This is a genomic window from Bacillus sp. 3G2 (assembly GCF_044324725.1).
In the GTDB taxonomy this organism is placed as follows: domain Bacteria; phylum Bacillota; class Bacilli; order Bacillales; family Bacillaceae_G; genus Bacillus_A; species Bacillus_A mobilis.
The window spans coordinates 4,402,953-4,419,236 of the sequence record NZ_CP172246.1 but is presented as its reverse complement, the minus strand read 5'-3'; the positions used below and the strand labels follow the sequence as shown (position 1 = coordinate 4,419,236).

Genomic DNA, 16,284 nt, shown 5'->3' with positions numbered 1-16,284 from the left:
CAGTAATGAACTTAAAGGAGAGTATGTAGGATATGGGTATTTTACAAGATCTTGAATTTCGCGGTTTAATTAATCAGCAAACAGATGCTGAGGGACTTGAGCAATTATTAGAAAAAGAAAGCGTTAAATTATACTGTGGTTTCGATCCGACAGCGGATAGCTTACACATCGGTCATATGTTACCAGTATTAATGTTACGTCGTTTCCAATTAGCTGGTCACCAACCAATCGCACTTGTTGGCGGTGGTACTGGTATGATCGGTGACCCAAGTGGTAAAAAAGCAGAGCGTACATTAAATACGAAAGATACAGTTGCTTACTACACAGAAAGCATTAAAAACCAACTTTCAAACTTCTTAGAGTTTGAAAACGTGGACAACCCAGCAACGATGGCTAATAACTATGATTGGCTTGGTAACTTAGATGTCATTTCATTCTTACGCGATATCGGTAAAAACTTCGGTTTAAACTATATGTTAGCAAAAGATACAGTAGCATCTCGTTTAGATACTGGTATTTCATTCACTGAGTTTAGTTATATGATTTTACAATCATACGACTTCTTAAACTTATACCAAAACCATAATTGCCGCTTGCAAATCGGTGGTAGTGACCAATGGGGTAACATTACAGCTGGTCTTGAATTAATCCGTAAATCAGAAGGAGATGCGAAAGCGTTCGGTTTAACAATTCCACTAGTTACAAAATCTGACGGTACGAAGTTTGGTAAAACAGAAGGCGGCGCAATTTGGTTAGACCCAGAGAAAACAACTCCTTACGAGTTCTACCAATTCTGGATTAACACAGATGACCGTGACGTTGTTAAATACTTAAAATACTTCACATTCTTATCTCATGAAGAAATTCTTGAGCTTGAAAAGCAAGTAGCTGAAGCACCAGAAAAACGTGCAGCACAAAAAGCATTAGGTGCTGAAATGACAAAACTTGTTCACGGCGAAGAAGCATTAGAGCAAGCGATTAAAATTTCAGCTGCATTATTCAGCGGTTCTGTAGCAGAACTGACTGCAAGCGAAATCGAGCAAGGATTCAAAGACGTACCATCTGTAGAACGTACTGCAGAAGATACAGTATTAATCGACTTACTTGTAGAAAGCAAAATCTCTCCATCAAAACGTCAAGCACGTGAAGATGTAACGAACGGTGCAATCTACGTAAACGGTGAACGTACACAAGCATTAGACTACGTTGTAACAGAAAACGACCGCATCGAAGGTAAATTCACAATCATTCGCCGCGGTAAAAAGAAATATTTCTTAATTCGTTACTAATCAGAAACGAATATAAAACAAATAGTACCCCGAATTGTAGGCTGAAAAGTTTATGATTCGGGTTTTTTTATGTATAAATTTAGATTGCCTCACGAGTTCTTGTAAATAGAATATGAAGAATTAATACGAGCATATAAAGTAAGCTAATGAGCATAACAATAAATGCTGTTGGATAAAATTTTGCTGCATATATAAAGAAATCGATTTGATAAATATCTTCGTAATCTGAAACGGTGCCTTTAAAGTAATTCGTAAATTTAGCGCTATATTTCCATTCATCAGGATCATCTATTAAATTACTTCCCTGATACCAATTAATAAGCGCGGAAGTAATAAAGAACATACATGCACTACCTAATTGAACCATTTGATTTATTGTCAAAATGAATCGACCTCCTATTTAATGGTTATTATAGCGTGCATTCATATTCCTGTAACCTTTTTGTTGTAATCTCCTTTTCGAGTTCATACGGAAATCACATGTAAGCGGTATGATAAATGTATAACAACTAGAAAGGAGTGGTAAAACAAAATGTCACTAGAAGCGCTCATTATTTTTTCTTTGCTAAACGCGGGTCAGCTTGCAGAGAATTCGAAGGTGGATGTACATAAAGAGCAGAAAGATGCTTATGTATACGTTCAAAAAGAGGAAAATAAATAACTTTATTTTATATATAAACGAAAAAAGCCAATCCAGAGGATTGGCTTTTTGTCATTAACGAGAGTAGAACTCTACGATTAATGCTTCGTTGATTTCAGCTGCTAACTCAGAACGCTCAGCGTGACGAGTGTAAGTAGCTTCTAATTTATCAGCATCGAAAGTTAAGTATTCTGGTACGAAGTTGTTAACTTCGATCGCTTCTTTAACAACAACAAGGCTGTTAGATTTTTCGCGAACGCTGATAGTTTGACCAGGTTTTACACGGTAAGATGGGATATCTACGCGAGATCCATCAACTGTGATGTGACCGTGGTTTACTAATTGGCGAGCTGCACGACGAGTGCGAGCTAAGCCCATACGGTAAACTAAGTTGTCAAGACGAGCTTCAAGAAGGATCATGAAGTTTTCGCCGTGCTTACCAGGCATTTTACCTGCTTGGTCAAATGTGCGACGGAATTGACGCTCAGTCATGCCGTACATGTGACGAAGTTTTTGTTTCTCTTGTAATTGTAAACCGTATTCTGAAAGTTTCTTACGTTGGTTAGGACCGTGAGGACCTGGTGCGTAAGGGCGTTTTTCTAATTCTTTTCCTGTGCCGCTTAGAGAGATTCCAAGACGACGAGACAGTTTCCAAGCTGGACCTGTATAACGAGCCATAGTTGACTCCTCCTTTAAAAATGTTTTTATTTACGTAAAATAAAAACAGACGTAATCGATATTTACGGGCATTTTGTTTTCATGTACCTTCGCTCCAGCAGCAGGGAGTTACGAGATACACCTCCGTAGAGGAACAAAATACAAACGATAAACTCACATTACAAGGCTGCCTTTTTATTTTACACAAACGCTATTATATCTTTTACCCAGAGTTTCGTCAAGCGAGTACGTTTTTGTTTTATGCATATAAATTTTGGAAATTAACAAGAAGGAATTTAAAACGATATAAAAGAAGTGATAGAAACACAAATAAAACGCTTACATAAAATGTAGTAAAAAACATTCATCAAATTTTTGTTGGTGAACATGCGGAAATAAAAACATAAAAGGGGATGTTTTTATGAAAAAGAAGCATATGGAGACAGCGTTAATTCATCACGGTTATACATCTGAGGAACATAAAGGAAGTTTGACACCACCGTTATTTCAAACGTCTACATTTACATTTGAGACTGCGCAGCAAGGGGAGGCGAGTTTTGCGGGAGTGGATCCGTCTTATATTTACTCAAGACTTGGAAATCCAACCGTAAAATTATTTGAAGAACGTATGGCGGTGTTAGAAGGAGGAGAAGAAGCTCTTGCCTTCGGATCCGGTATGGCAGCTATTTCCGCAACGTTAATTGGTTTTCTAAAAGCTGGAGATCATATTATTTGTTCAAATGGATTATATGGGTGCACGTACGGTTTTTTAGAAGTATTAGAAGAGAAATTCATGATTACGCATTCGTTTTGTGATATGGAGACAGAGGATGATGTCGAAAATAAAATCCGTCCAAATACAAAGGTTATCTTCGTTGAAACACCGATTAATCCAACGATGAAATTAATCGATTTAAAACAAGTGATTCGGGTTGCAAAGCGAAATGGCTTACTTGTCGTTGTTGATAATACGTTTTGTTCACCTTATTTACAAAGACCGCTTGAGCTTGGTTGTGACGCTGTTGTGCATAGTGCGACAAAATATATTGGCGGTCATGGCGATGTAGTGGCGGGTGTAACGATTTGTAAAACGAAAGCGTTAGCTGAAAAAATTCGCCCGATGCGAAAAGATATCGGCGGTATTATGGCGCCGTTTGATGCATGGTTATTGTTACGTGGATTAAAGACGTTAGCGGTAAGAATGGATCGTCATTGTGATAATGCAGAAAAAATTGTATCGTTTCTGAAAAATCATGATGCGGTAGAAGGTGTTTGGTATCCAGAAGGTGAGTTAGCATCTCGCCAAATGAAACGGGGCGGCGGTGTGATTTCTTTTTCAGTAAAAGGCGGAAAAGAAGAGACGCAAGCGTTTATCAATGACCTTCATTTTATTACAATTGCCGTAAGTTTAGGGGATACAGAAACGTTAATTCAGCATCCGGCAACGATGACGCACGCTGCGATTCCAGCTGAGTTAAGACAAGAAATGGGTATTTACGATAATTTAATACGTTTATCTGTCGGTTTAGAATCATGGGAAGATATCGTTTCTGATTTAGAGCAGGCGTTAAAGAAAATATCTACTGTGAATCAATAAAAAAGAGTGAGCTATCGGTTTCGTACGTGATGTACGCAATCGATAACTCGCTCTTTTCTTTTTTAAATATGTTTTAAGAGTGTTTCCACAAATTTTTCTAAATAGCGCTGATCTACTTCATCAAAACGATTTTTTTCAGGGCTATCAATATCAAGTACACCAATGACAGTTTCTTCTTTCACAATCGGTACAACGATTTCTGAATTCGAAGCACTATCGCAAGCGATATGTCCTGGGAATTGGTGAACGTCTGCTACAAGCTGCGTTGTTTTCGTTTCAGCTGCAACGCCGCAAACGCCTCGTCCAAATGGAATGCGCACGCAAGCAGGCATTCCTTGGAATGGTCCAAGAACAAGCTGATTTCCTTCTGTTACATAAAAGCCAACCCAATTCACACGATCTAAAAATTGGTTTAATAATGCGGACGCATTTGATAAGTTTGCGACTACGTTCGCTTCGCCAGTTAATAATGCATCCAGTTGTTTAATTACTGTCTCGTATTGCTGCACGCGAGATCCTGCATAACTTTCTTTAGTAAACATGGAAACAGCCCCTTTTTTATCGAGATGTGTAAAATATTAGCAAAATACGATGTATTTCACATGACTTTGTCGATAGAAAATTAAAGGAATTTGTCTTAAAAGTCAAGAAATTTAAACTATAGCTGTTCAGTGAGAGGAAGTGAGCGCATGAAACAGACGAAACAAAAAGTAATTGATGCGGCAATATCGTTGTTTAACACGAAAGGTTATGATGGAACGTCGGTGCGAGACATTGCAAAGCGAGCGGATGTGAATGTAGCGAATATTTCATATTATTTTGCTGGAAAGCAAGGCCTATTAGAGCAGCTTATTACGGATTTTTTAGAAGGGTATATTCATGTGATTGAAACGTCCTTTGAACAGAGAGAGTATTTGTCGGCTAAAGATGTAATGGTGCAAATGGTGCGTGGGATTTTACGATATCAATTTGAAAATAGGGAACTGACACGTTTCTTCTACCGAGAGCTTTCACTGGATACGACATTAATTCGCGAAGTGATGACCATTTATTTTTCTAAAGAAAGATATTATATAGAGCAAATCATAAAGCAAGGACAAATGAAACGAGAGTTTAAGAAGGTATCTTTTACAATGTTTATGACGCAATTAAAAGGCATGATGAATATGCCGTTTTTATATCCGCAATATATATCAGAAGTGCTGCATTCTTTTCCGTCGGAGACATTTTTCATAGAAATGTACACGAAGGAAATTGAACAATGGATGGAACAAACATTATGTATAACGAATATGTATCAGGAATGGCCAAGAGCTGTTCATATGTGAAAAATCCCCACCTAACGAACTGAGGTGGGGATTTTTGTGCTTTCTTTTCTTTGCCATACATTGTTGCATAATAGCGCGATAATTGTTAAAGCCGCTCCGGAAATTTCGATTTTGTCGACCGTATAACCTTGAAAGATGGAACCGATAAGTGCAAGTACAGGAACTAAATTCATAAATAATATGCCGTTAATAGATGAAATATAGCGATTTCCTGTGTTCCAGCAAAATACAGCGATAACACCTGCAATAATCGACATATACAAGAGTTCAAAACGAACGTTCATAATTGTACGTAACGACGGTACAGTAATGACGTTTGTGTAAGTGAAGAAAGTGACGATAACGATGAGTGAAATCGAGCCGAATAAACAAGTTAACGTCGTATACCTGAGTGGTGACCAAGATTGAAAACGAGCACCGCCGTTCGTGTAAATGACCCAGCAAGTAACGCCGCATAGCATAAGTATATTTGTTGAGAGGTGACTGGCAGCTCCAAATAATAAGTGAATATTTCCTTTTGAAATGACAAGCATAACACCGAATAGTGCAACGAACATACAAAGGAATGTGTAGTTTTGTGGACGTTTATTTTTTGTTAGCCACTGCAATAATAAAGCGATAAGCGGCATAAGGGACTGAATCATCGCGGCATGGATGGCTCCAGAAGGTCCGGCAAGTTGTTGACCGTAAAAAACGAGAAAACCGTATCCAGCGAAGCCGACTGTTCCGTAAAAGAATAACGAAAATGTTCTTTTTTCTAAGCGTAGTGAAGTTTTTCCTTCAGTAATGAATAACAAAATAAGAAAAATTATAGCTGCTGATCCGTACCGGATAGTTGTGAAGAAGAACGGATCGATAAACTGTAGGGCATTTGCCATGACAGGAAACATAAATCCCCAAGCCGTTACGGCAAGAAGGCATAGGAGGGATCCGAGTAGCATTTGTTTTTTGTTCAAGAGTTTCATTCCCCTTTATATTTCGTTATAGTAAGTTGATGAAATAAGTATAAAGAGTAATTGTTTATAGAAGGAAATATCGATTTTTTATGACAGTTATAACTTTTTGTTAGAGGTGTGTACGATGGATTTGGAGGCAGTACGATCGTTTATTGAAGTAAAGAATACGCGAAGCTTATCGAAGGCGAGTAAACTTTTACATATTTCTCAACCGGCGCTTAGTAAGCAAATTCAAAGATTAGAAGCGGATTTAGAGGTTACTTTACTGAAGCGTTCTGCGCAAGGAGTGGAGTTAACAGAGGCTGGAGAGTTATTTATAACAAGAATGTTACCGATTTTGAAACACATATATGAAGTGAAAGCCGAAATGAAGACTTTTCAAGAGAAGCGGAAAATTTCTATAGGTATATTGCCCAGTTTAGCAGCTCATTACATATCAAAATGTAAAGATGTATTAGGTGAAGGATTCGAAGTAGAATGGAAAATTGAGCACACGAAAGTACTAATGGGACTCTTTAAAGAACGGAAAATTGAAGCGATGTTCGTCGATTCAGTAGTAGAAGGCGCTACGTGTATAAAAGAAATGCGAGAAGAAAAAATTGTTTGTGTCGTTTCAAATGATCATCTTTATAAAGAGAAAACAGTGATCCGAATGGAAGATTTGCAAAATGAAAAGTTAATCGTATATCCGGAAATCTGTGATGTAAGGAAAATGATTACGAATATGTTTCAGGGGATAGGTGCGAAACCAATCATTGCATTTGAAACTTCTTATGCAGAACCGATGCTTGCGATGGTTGGAGCTGGACTTGGCATTACGTTACTTCCAGAAATGTCAGTAAAGCAAGCAGTAAAGCAAGGGAATGTGCATGCGATTTCTATTGAACCACCACTTGCACGCAAAATTTATTTCGTATCCCATATGAAAGAGAACCTGTTATTACAATCATTTGATGATGGGAGATAATCCAAACAGAAGATTGAGAAAGATTACAATTGCATTGAAAGAAACATGAAATTTTAAAAAAAAACTAGGTCAAAAACAAGCCATTACATGGTATGATTAGTACATTGTTAGTTGTTAAATATAGGGGAATTCCCTTTTTATACATAATGCCTTCCATTTCATAAACGGAACGGACAAAAAAAGAGATATAACTAGGAGGCTTTTTTGCATGGATTCTATCCTGACGATCGTTATCATTGTAGTAAGCTCTATTCTAGTGCTGCTCATGATAGAGCTTGTGATAAGAAATCGTTCATATAAAGATATTGAAGCACTTGAGCAGTGGAAACAAGAGATAAAAGATAAACCTGTGGCAGATGAACTAAAACGGGTGAAAGATTTAAACATGACGGGTCAAACAGAAGAACTGTTTGGTAAATGGCGTGAAGAATGGGATGAAATTGTATCAACAACCCTTCCGAAAGCTGACAAAGATTTAGCGCAAGCGCGAAAATTCGCCTCGCAATTCTCCTTCCGAAAAGCAAAGCATGCGATGAATGAATCCATAAGTGGTTTAGATGACGCTGATAATCGTATTACAGATATTTTAAATGAATTACAGCAATTGTTAGAAAGCCATGAAAAAAATAGCTCGGAAATTGAAGGGTTACGTGATACATATCGTAGCATGAAGAAGAGTGTTCTTGCTCATAGACATATGTATGGAGCAGCAGAGCAGAAAATCGAAGAGATGCTAGATGCTGAATCTAATAAATTTAAAAGCTTTGAAGAGGCAACAGATAATGGTGACTATTTAAAAGCGAGAGAAATTGTTATTAGTTTAGAAGAAGGTTTGGCAAGCTTAGAAATCATTATTCACCAAATTCCAGATTTATTGGTAGAGTGTCAAGCGACGTTACCAGTTCAGCTGGAAGACTTATTACACGGACATAATGATATGGTAAGACAAGGTTATGTATTAGAGTATTTGGAAATCCCTAAAGAAGTTCGCGATATGACGACACAACTACACACATGTTTAATGGATATACAGGAGCTTCATATAACGGAAGCATCTGAAAAAGTAGAAAACTTAAAAACGCGTTTAGATGGCTTCTATGATCAACTAGAACAAGAAGTACATGCGAGACATTATGTGGAGCAAAAAACACTTTCTGTTTATGAAGACTTAGAAGAAATTCGCACTGAAACGATTGAAACAAAAGCAGAAACACAACTTGTGAAACAAAGTTATCAGTTACAAGATAAGGACATTGAGTCTCAAAAAGTAATTGAAAAGCAAATGCATATTTTAACGAAACGTTTTGAAATGCTGCAATTACGCGTTGCGGAACAAGATATTGCCTTCTCTATTATTCGTGAAGAACTAGAAGAGGTTTATGAGCAATGTGAGACATTGAAAGTACTTCATGCAGAATATAAAGAAATGCTGCAAACGATGCGTAAAGAGGAATTTGAAGCGCGTGAGAAGTTGCAAGAAATGCGAAATATCATTTTTGAAACGAAACGTTTTATGCAAAAGTCGAATTTGCCAGGTCTTCCAGAAAGCATTATGGAAGATTTAAAAAGAGGACAAATGGCAATGCAAGCTGTATATGAACAGTTAGAAGTGAAGCCGTTAAATATGAACGCTGTAAATAGCAGTTTAGAAGAAGCGTACACAACTGTTAATGGGGTAGCTGAAATGACAGAAGAGTTAATTGGACAAGCGTATTTAGTTGAAAAATTAATTCAATACGGTAATCGTTACCGCAGTCATGATGAGAACCTTGCAGAGAGCTTAAATTATGCGGAGAAATTATTCCGTGAATATCAATACGATGCAGCTTTAGAACAAGCGGCTTCTGTACTAGAGCAACTTGAACCTGGCGTTGTTCAAAAAATAGCTGAATATGTAGACAATGAACAAACCCTTTCATAAGGGTTTGTTTTTTTGTGTAATTTTGCAGGCGATGTTGCTATAATGAATAGCGGAATACAGTAAGGTTATTCGTATTAAAATATAACGGAACCTTTTAGTAGTCTTAGCGTAATGACACGTATTTGTGATATGATTATATGATGTGACAGCGCTGAAAGGGGAAGAACGATGATCTATTTTGATAATAGTGCGACGACGAAGCCATATCCAGAAGCTCTTCAATCGTACGTAACGGTTGCTGGAAAATATTTTGGGAATCCTTCTTCTATTCATTCGCTTGGAGGAGAGGCAGAGCGTCTATTAACACAATCAAGAACGATTGCAGCGCAGCTTCTTCACGTTAAACCTTCTGAGATTATTTTCACATCAGGTGGAACGGAAGGGAATAACCTTGCGATTAAAGGAATAGCGATGAGGAATCGTTCGCGCGGTAAACATATTATTACAACAAATATTGAACACGCGTCTGTGTTTGAAGCATATAAACAATTAGAAGATCTCGGTTTTGATGTAACATATTTACCGGTTAATGAGCATGGTGTTGTATCGGTAGAGGATGTGAAACGAGCACTTCGTGAAGATACGATTCTTGTGTCAATTATTCACGTGAACAACGAGACTGGAGCAATTCAGCCTGTTGCTGAAATTGGAACGTTATTATCGAACTATCCGAAAATAAGATTCCATGTGGACCATGTACAAGGGATAGGAAAAGTACCGCTTGATTTATATGCTTCTCATATTGATCTTTGCTCAATATCTGGACATAAATTCCACAGTGTAAAAGGAACGGGTCTTCTTTATGTGCGTGATGGCGTAAGGTTAGATCCAATTTTATCCGGTGGTCAACAAGAGCTTAAGTATCGCTCTGGTACAGAAAACTTACCTGGCATTGTAGCGATGGTGAAAGCACTTCGCATGACAATGGAACAAGTGAAAGAAAAGATAGCTCATTTGCACAATTTACAAACAGAGCTTGTCCGTTTCTTTAAAGAGATGGAAGATGTAACGATCAATACGTCGCTTGCCTATGCAGCACCGCACATTTTAAATGTATCATTTGTTGGTTTAAAACCAGAAGTGGTCGTTCATGCTTTAGAAGAGCACGGTGTATATGTATCGACGAAGTCTGCTTGTTCTTCAAAAGCAAATGAAGTGAGCAGAGTGTTAGTGTCAATGGGAGTACCACATGCCGCTGCTGCAAGTGCTATTCGCATTAGTTTGGCACCAGAAAACACGATGGAAGAAGTAAAACAATTTGAAGGTATTGTGAAAGAGACGATGCCAAAATTACATGAAGTGATGAGGTAAAGGAATATGATGACATATGAATATATTTTAGTTCGTTATGGAGAAATGACGACTAAAGGTAAGAACCGTTCTAAATTTGTAAGCACATTAAAAGATAACGTAAAGTTCAAACTGAAAAAGTTTCCAAATATTAAAATCGATGCAACACATGATCGTATGTACATCCAATTAAATGGCGAAGACCATGAAGCAATTTCTGAAAGATTGAAAGATGTATTTGGTATTCATAAGTTTAACTTAGCGATGAAAGTACCATCAGAATTAGAAGATATTAAAAAAGGTGCATTAGCAGCTTTCTTACAAGTAAAAGGCGATGTGAAAACATTTAAAATTACAGTGCACCGTTCTGATAAACGCTTCCCGATGAAGACGATGGAGTTACTTCCAGAAATCGGTGGGCACATTTTAGAAAACACAGAGGATATCACAGTAGATGTTCATAATCCAGATGTGAATGTACGTATAGAAATTCGCAGTGGTTACACATATATTATGTGCGGTGAGCATATGGGAGCTGGCGGTTTACCAGTTGGCGTTGGCGGAAAAGTAATGGTACTTCTTTCTGGTGGGATTGACAGCCCAGTAGCAACGTACTTAACGATGAAACGCGGTGTGTCTGTGGAAGCAGTTCACTTCCATAGTCCACCTTTCACAAGCGAGCGTGCAAAACAAAAAGTAATCGATTTAGCACAAGAGTTAACGAAGTACTGTAAACGTGTAACGCTTCACCTTGTTCCATTTACAGACGTGCAAAAAACGATTAATAAAGAAATTCCATCTAGCTATTCAATGACAGTTATGCGCCGTATGATGATGCGTATTACAGAGCGTATCGCAGAAGAGCGTAATGCACTTGCAATCACGACTGGTGAAAGTCTTGGACAAGTAGCAAGCCAAACATTAGATAGTATGCATACGATTAACGAAGTAACAAACTATCCAGTTATTCGTCCACTTATTACGATGGATAAATTAGAAATTATTAAAATTGCTGAAGAAATCGGCACATATGATATTTCAATTCGTCCGTACGAAGATTGCTGTACAGTATTCACACCAGCAAGCCCAGCGACGAAGCCGAAGCGTGAAAAAGCGAATCGTTTTGAAGCAAAATACGATTTCACACCATTAATCGATGAAGCTGTAGCGAACAAAGAAACAATGGTATTACAAACGGTAGAAGTAGTGGCGGAAGAAGAAAAATTCGAAGAACTTTTCTAAAACCATAAATTACCATATCTAAAACGTGTATGAAGTCATGTTGTTTATCACACTCTATACTCACAAGGAGGTGATACAACATGGCAAGCACAAATAAATTAGCAGTATCTGGTGCTCAAGCAGCATTAGATCAAATGAAATACGAAATCGCTCAAGAGTTTGGTGTTCAACTTGGAGCTGATGCAACAGCTCGCGCTAACGGTTCTGTTGGTGGCGAAATTACTAAACGTCTAGTTTCACTAGCTGAGCAACAATTAGGCGGTTACCAAAAATAATCCCATATAAGATGGCTTAGAAAGAGCGGGTTCTCCCGCTCTTTCTTCTTGTTGTTTACATCGTTATACATTCCGTTCGACATAGACATAAAAAATTTGTCAAAAGAAGAGGGTTCAAAATTAACTGAAAATTCTTTATTATATAAGGGAGGCATAGAAATGGAGGAGGATATTGTATGAAAAGAGAAGAATTGTTAGCGCCGCCGTCTTATAATTTAGTTTCTGAAATAGAGAAATATACAGGTGATAAAGAGAAGCTTGCTTTAATTTGGCAAGATGATAAAGGGAATAGACGAGAAGTTACATACACTGAGTTAATGCAAGGTGCGAATAAAATTGGAAACGCTTTTATAAAGAGTGGTCTACAAAAAGGGGACAAGCTTCTTATCATGATGCCGCGTTTAATTGAAGCGTACATGACGTATATCGCTGCAATTAAAGCAGGATTTGTCGTAATTCCAAGTTCGGAAATGTTACGTAAAAAAGATATTGAATATCGAATCGAGCACGGGGAAGTAAAAGCGATTGTAAGTTATGAGCCGTACATTGGCCAGTTTGATGATATAGAAGCGATGGAGTCTCTTCAAAAATTCGTTCTGAGCGAGCAGTCAGTAGATGGATGGATTAATTTAAAAACAGCGTTAGAAACAGAAAGTGACCTGTTAGAAATGGCGAAGACAGATAAAGAAGATATGGTCTTTTTATCTTACACGTCAGGAACGACAGGAAATCCAAAAGGTGTTGTTCATACGCATGCGTGGGCATACGCTCATTTACGTACGAGCGCTCCAAATTGGCTCGGAATTGAAGAGAATGATGTTGTGTGGGCAACAGCTAGTCCAGGCTGGCAAAAGTGGATTTGGAGTCCGTTTGTAGCAACTCTAGGATCAGGAGCAACAGGATTTGTATATCACGGTAAGTTTGAACCAAAAACGTATTTAAATTTATTAGGTGATAATAAGGTGAATGTGCTTTGTTGTACGCCAACTGAGTATAGATTAATGGCAAAAGTAGAAGACTTAAGTGAGTACAATTTAGAAGCGTTACATAGCGCTGTATCGGCAGGTGAGCCGTTAAATAGAGAAGTCATTGAAACATTCCAAAAGCACTTTAATATTACAGTAAGAGACGGCTATGGACAAACGGAAAATACATTACTTGTTGGGACAATGAAAGGGATGGACATTAGACCAGGATCAATGGGAAAACCGACGCCTGGAAATCATGTTGATATCGTAAATGAAGAAGGAGTTCCTGTACAAGTTGGAGAAGTTGGTGATATTGCTGTTCACATTGAAACACCAGCTCTTTTTAAACAATATTATAAAGACGATGAACGCACAGCGATGCAATTCCGCGGTGATTATTATATTACCGGTGATAAAGCGAAGAAAGATGAAGACGGCTATTTCTGGTTTGAAGGGCGCGGTGATGATATTATTATTAGCTCTGGCTATACAATCGGGCCGTTTGAAGTAGAAGATGCACTTGTAAAACATCCCTACGTAAGAGAATGTGCGGTTGTTGCAAGTCCAGATGAAATTCGCGGAAGTGTCGTGAAGGCATTTATCGTATTAAGAGAGAATATAGAAAAGAGCGAAGAAACATTAATTCCAATACTTCAACAACACGTCAAAGAACTCACTGCACCATATAAATACCCTCGTAAAATTGAATTTGTAGATGAACTACCAAAAACGATTTCCGGAAAAATTCGCCGTATTGAACTTAGAAAACAAGAGATGGAGATTCCTTCAAAATAATTTTGAAAATAGTGAAGTAAATAGTTGAATGAAATGTTAAACGTATGTTATTATAAAAACGAACATAAGTTCGATTTTATAAATTAAAAAAAGAGGTGTCCGTATGATTTTAGGTATTAATCCGTACTTAGTTTTAGATGGTAGTGGGCAAGAAGCTGTACAGTTTTATAAAGAGGCGTTAGATGCAAAAGTAGAAGTCATGCAAACGTTTGGTGACATGCCTGAAAATCCAGAATATCCGATTCCAGCTGAAGCAAAAGAGCGCGTTTTACATGCTACTTTAAAAGTTGGTAATACGGACCTTATGATTTCTGATACATTCCCAGGTAAAGGGCATGCAATCGGATCTCAAGTAACAATTGCAATTCAAATTAGTGATGCAGAAAAAGCGAAAGAAGTATTCGAAAAGTTACAAGAGGGCGGAGAAGTTATTATGCCACTTCAAGAAACGTTCTGGAGCCCAGCATACGGACAACTTAAAGATAAATTTAGCATTGAATGGCAAATTACAACGTCTACTACTGAACAAAAGTAATTTTTAGAAAAGCACCATGTTTTGAAATGGTGCTTTTTTTTATACAATAAAAACAAAGGAGATGGGATATATGGGAGAAATTTGGTATGGCGGCACCATTTACACGATGCGAGAAGAGAATGAAAAAGTAGACGCTGTTTATGTTGAAAACGGTATGATCGTTGATGTTGGGAGTAAAGAAGAGTTAGGAGACCGATATGCTACGGTTAAATTGCACGATTTAGAAGGCAAAACGATGATTCCAGGTCTCGTTGATAGTCATATGCATCTTATTGGGCATGGAGAGAGGTTACTCCGTCTAGATTTATCAAACTGCACATCTTATAGCGAAGTGCTGACTTTCGTGCGGAAGCGAGTGGAAGAAGCTCCAAAGGGTTCTTGGATTATTGGAGAAGGATGGAATGAAAATAACTTTATAGATACGAAAGATGTTCATGTGAAAGATCTAGATGAAATCTCGAGAGAACACCCCATTTTATTAAAACGTGTTTGTCGTCACGTGACATGGGTGAATTCATACATACTGCGAGAAGCGGACATAACAGAAGCGACGCAAGACCCGAAAGGCGGAAAAATTGGCCGTGATGCGTCCAATAGTTTAACAGGACTTTTATATGAACAAGGGCAAGAATTAATTAAACATGTTCAACCAGAAATTGATGAAGCTTATTTACAAAGCGCTTTGCAAACAGCGATTAAAGACTGCTGGCAATATGGTCTCGTTGGTGGTCATACGGAAGATTTAAATTATTACGGTGGTTTTAGAAAAACGCACAATGCGTTTTCTCATGTTATAAAGGAAATGCCATTTAAAGCACATTTACTCGTTCACCATGAAGTAGCACATGAACGAAAAGAATATGAAAATGAGCATTATATTGAATTTGGGGCGATGAAAATTTTTTCTGATGGTTCTTTTGGCGGAAGAACAGCTTTATTAAGTGAACCGTATGAAGGTGCGCAGGAAACAAATGGAGTTGCAATCTTCTCACGCAAAGAGCTTGCGGAGTTAGTGAAAAAAGCACGAGATTTACATATGCCAGTAGCGATTCATACAATCGGTGACTTATCGCTAGAATATGTCATTGATGCACTTGAATTATATCCACCAGCAGAAGGATTACGCGACCGTATTATTCATTGTCAGCTCGCTCGTGAAGAGTTGATTGAGAGAATGAAAAACTTACAAGCCATTATTGATATACAACCAGTTTTTGTTTCATCAGATTTTCCATCAGTCATTGAAAAACTAGGAGAGCATCGTCTTCGTTATGCGTACGCTTGGAAGACGTTACTGGAAGCGGGATTACACTGCAATGGTGGATCTGACGCGCCAATTGAACAAGTGAATCCGTTTTTAGGCATATATAGCGCTGTTACACGCAGAAGTTTTATTGACGGTATATGTTATATGCCGGAAGAGAGATTAACGGTATATGAGGCTGTCTCTTTATTTACAACAGGAAGTGCCTATGCAATCGGAAAAGAAGCGAAGCGAGGACAAATCGCAAAAGGATATGAAGCGGACTTTACGATAGTAGATCGCAATATTTTTGAAATAGAGGCTGAAGAAATAAAAGAAGTACAAGCAGAAATGACCGTAATTGATGGGAAGATTGTGTATAGGAAAGACGTGTGAAAGTTTGAGGAAGTGGCTCTGAAAATACATGTTGGTGCGCTTCCTCTTTTTAGAAAGTTTGATGATGTAGTTCGTTTTTTCAGTAATAATTACAGGCTTGTCAGATTTTCTATTAAAAGGATAACGGATAAGTACGATAAACATATATATTTGCTTTTGTGATAGAACTTAATAAATAAAAGCAC

16 protein-coding genes are annotated in these 16,284 nt (G+C 37.8%); 12 read left to right on the top strand and 4 right to left on the bottom strand.

Annotated elements, in window-relative coordinates; all coding sequences use genetic code 11:
- The first annotated feature begins 32 nt into the window (after positions 1-32).
- Positions 33-1,289, top strand: a complete 1,257-nt coding sequence (gene tyrS, locus ACHZK0_RS22690; RefSeq protein ID WP_395760890.1) for a tyrosine--tRNA ligase — start codon at positions 33-35, stop codon at positions 1,287-1,289.
- 79 nt (positions 1,290-1,368) lie between these two features.
- On the opposite strand, the gene ACHZK0_RS22685 is transcribed toward tyrS, so the two are convergent.
- Positions 1,369-1,671 carry a YjdJ family protein gene (locus ACHZK0_RS22685; RefSeq protein WP_270341855.1) on the bottom strand — a complete coding sequence of 101 codons (303 nt, stop codon included), beginning with the start codon at positions 1,669-1,671 and terminating at the stop codon, positions 1,369-1,371.
- Positions 1,672-1,821: 150 nt separating this feature from the next.
- On the opposite strand from ACHZK0_RS22685, the gene ACHZK0_RS22680 reads away from it, so the two are divergent.
- Positions 1,822-1,950: a hypothetical protein gene (locus ACHZK0_RS22680; protein WP_000050944.1), complete on the top strand. Its 129-nt coding sequence runs from the start codon at positions 1,822-1,824 to the stop codon at positions 1,948-1,950.
- 54 nt (positions 1,951-2,004) lie between these two features.
- Here ACHZK0_RS22680 and rpsD read toward each other — a convergent pair whose 3' ends face one another.
- Complete coding sequence (gene rpsD, locus ACHZK0_RS22675) at positions 2,005-2,607, bottom strand: 30S ribosomal protein S4 (RefSeq protein ID WP_000135322.1); 603 nt, start codon at positions 2,605-2,607, stop codon at positions 2,005-2,007.
- Between the two features lie 400 nt (positions 2,608-3,007).
- On the opposite strand from rpsD, the gene megL reads away from it, so the two are divergent.
- Positions 3,008-4,183, top strand: a complete 1,176-nt coding sequence (gene megL / locus ACHZK0_RS22670; protein ID WP_071724304.1) for a methionine gamma-lyase — start codon at positions 3,008-3,010, stop codon at positions 4,181-4,183.
- 62 nt (positions 4,184-4,245) lie between these two features.
- Here the strand turns inward: megL and ACHZK0_RS22665 are convergent, their stop codons facing one another.
- On the bottom strand, positions 4,246-4,725 hold the full coding sequence (locus ACHZK0_RS22665; RefSeq protein WP_262740154.1) for a GAF domain-containing protein: 480 nt from the start codon (positions 4,723-4,725) through the stop codon (positions 4,246-4,248).
- A gap of 147 nt (positions 4,726-4,872) precedes the next feature.
- On the opposite strand from ACHZK0_RS22665, the gene refZ reads away from it, so the two are divergent.
- Entirely contained in the window at positions 4,873-5,511 is a 639-nt protein-coding gene (refZ, locus tag ACHZK0_RS22660; protein ID WP_061679867.1) for a forespore capture DNA-binding protein RefZ, read from the top strand.
- An 11-nt stretch (positions 5,512-5,522) separates the two neighbouring features.
- Here the strand turns inward: refZ and ACHZK0_RS22655 are convergent, their stop codons facing one another.
- On the bottom strand, positions 5,523-6,467 hold the full coding sequence (locus ACHZK0_RS22655) for a DMT family transporter (RefSeq protein WP_395760889.1): 945 nt from the start codon (positions 6,465-6,467) through the stop codon (positions 5,523-5,525).
- A 124-nt stretch (positions 6,468-6,591) separates the two neighbouring features.
- Here ACHZK0_RS22655 and ACHZK0_RS22650 point away from each other — a divergent pair, with 124 nt between their 5' ends.
- The 8 genes from ACHZK0_RS22650 (at position 6,592) to ACHZK0_RS22615 (ending at position 16,099) form a co-directional block, all read left to right on the top strand.
- Complete coding sequence (locus ACHZK0_RS22650; protein WP_395760888.1) at positions 6,592-7,434, top strand: LysR family transcriptional regulator; 843 nt, start codon at positions 6,592-6,594, stop codon at positions 7,432-7,434.
- A gap of 208 nt (positions 7,435-7,642) precedes the next feature.
- A complete protein-coding gene (ezrA, locus tag ACHZK0_RS22645) occupies positions 7,643-9,355 on the top strand; it encodes a septation ring formation regulator EzrA (RefSeq protein ID WP_262740151.1) in 1,713 nt (570 codons plus the stop codon).
- A 168-nt stretch (positions 9,356-9,523) separates the two neighbouring features.
- On the top strand, positions 9,524-10,666 hold the full coding sequence (locus ACHZK0_RS22640; RefSeq protein ID WP_063260703.1) for a cysteine desulfurase family protein: 1,143 nt from the start codon (positions 9,524-9,526) through the stop codon (positions 10,664-10,666).
- Between the two features lie 6 nt (positions 10,667-10,672).
- The gene (gene thiI / locus ACHZK0_RS22635; RefSeq protein ID WP_000989279.1) at positions 10,673-11,887 is read left to right on the top strand and encodes a tRNA uracil 4-sulfurtransferase ThiI; all 1,215 of its coding nucleotides are present in this window, start codon (positions 10,673-10,675) and stop codon (positions 11,885-11,887) included.
- Between the two features lie 80 nt (positions 11,888-11,967).
- Complete coding sequence (locus tag ACHZK0_RS22630; protein ID WP_042980319.1) at positions 11,968-12,162, top strand: alpha/beta-type small acid-soluble spore protein; 195 nt, start codon at positions 11,968-11,970, stop codon at positions 12,160-12,162.
- A gap of 176 nt (positions 12,163-12,338) precedes the next feature.
- Positions 12,339-13,925 (top strand): acyl-CoA synthetase MbcS, encoded by a 1,587-nt coding sequence (gene mbcS / locus ACHZK0_RS22625; RefSeq protein ID WP_262740149.1) that lies wholly within the window; start codon positions 12,339-12,341, stop codon positions 13,923-13,925.
- Positions 13,926-14,028: 103 nt separating this feature from the next.
- A complete protein-coding gene (locus ACHZK0_RS22620) occupies positions 14,029-14,460 on the top strand; it encodes a VOC family protein (RefSeq protein ID WP_270341870.1) in 432 nt (143 codons plus the stop codon).
- Between the two features lie 70 nt (positions 14,461-14,530).
- Entirely contained in the window at positions 14,531-16,099 is a 1,569-nt protein-coding gene (locus ACHZK0_RS22615; RefSeq protein ID WP_395760887.1) for an amidohydrolase, read from the top strand.
- The last annotated feature ends 185 nt before the right edge of the window (positions 16,100-16,284 follow it).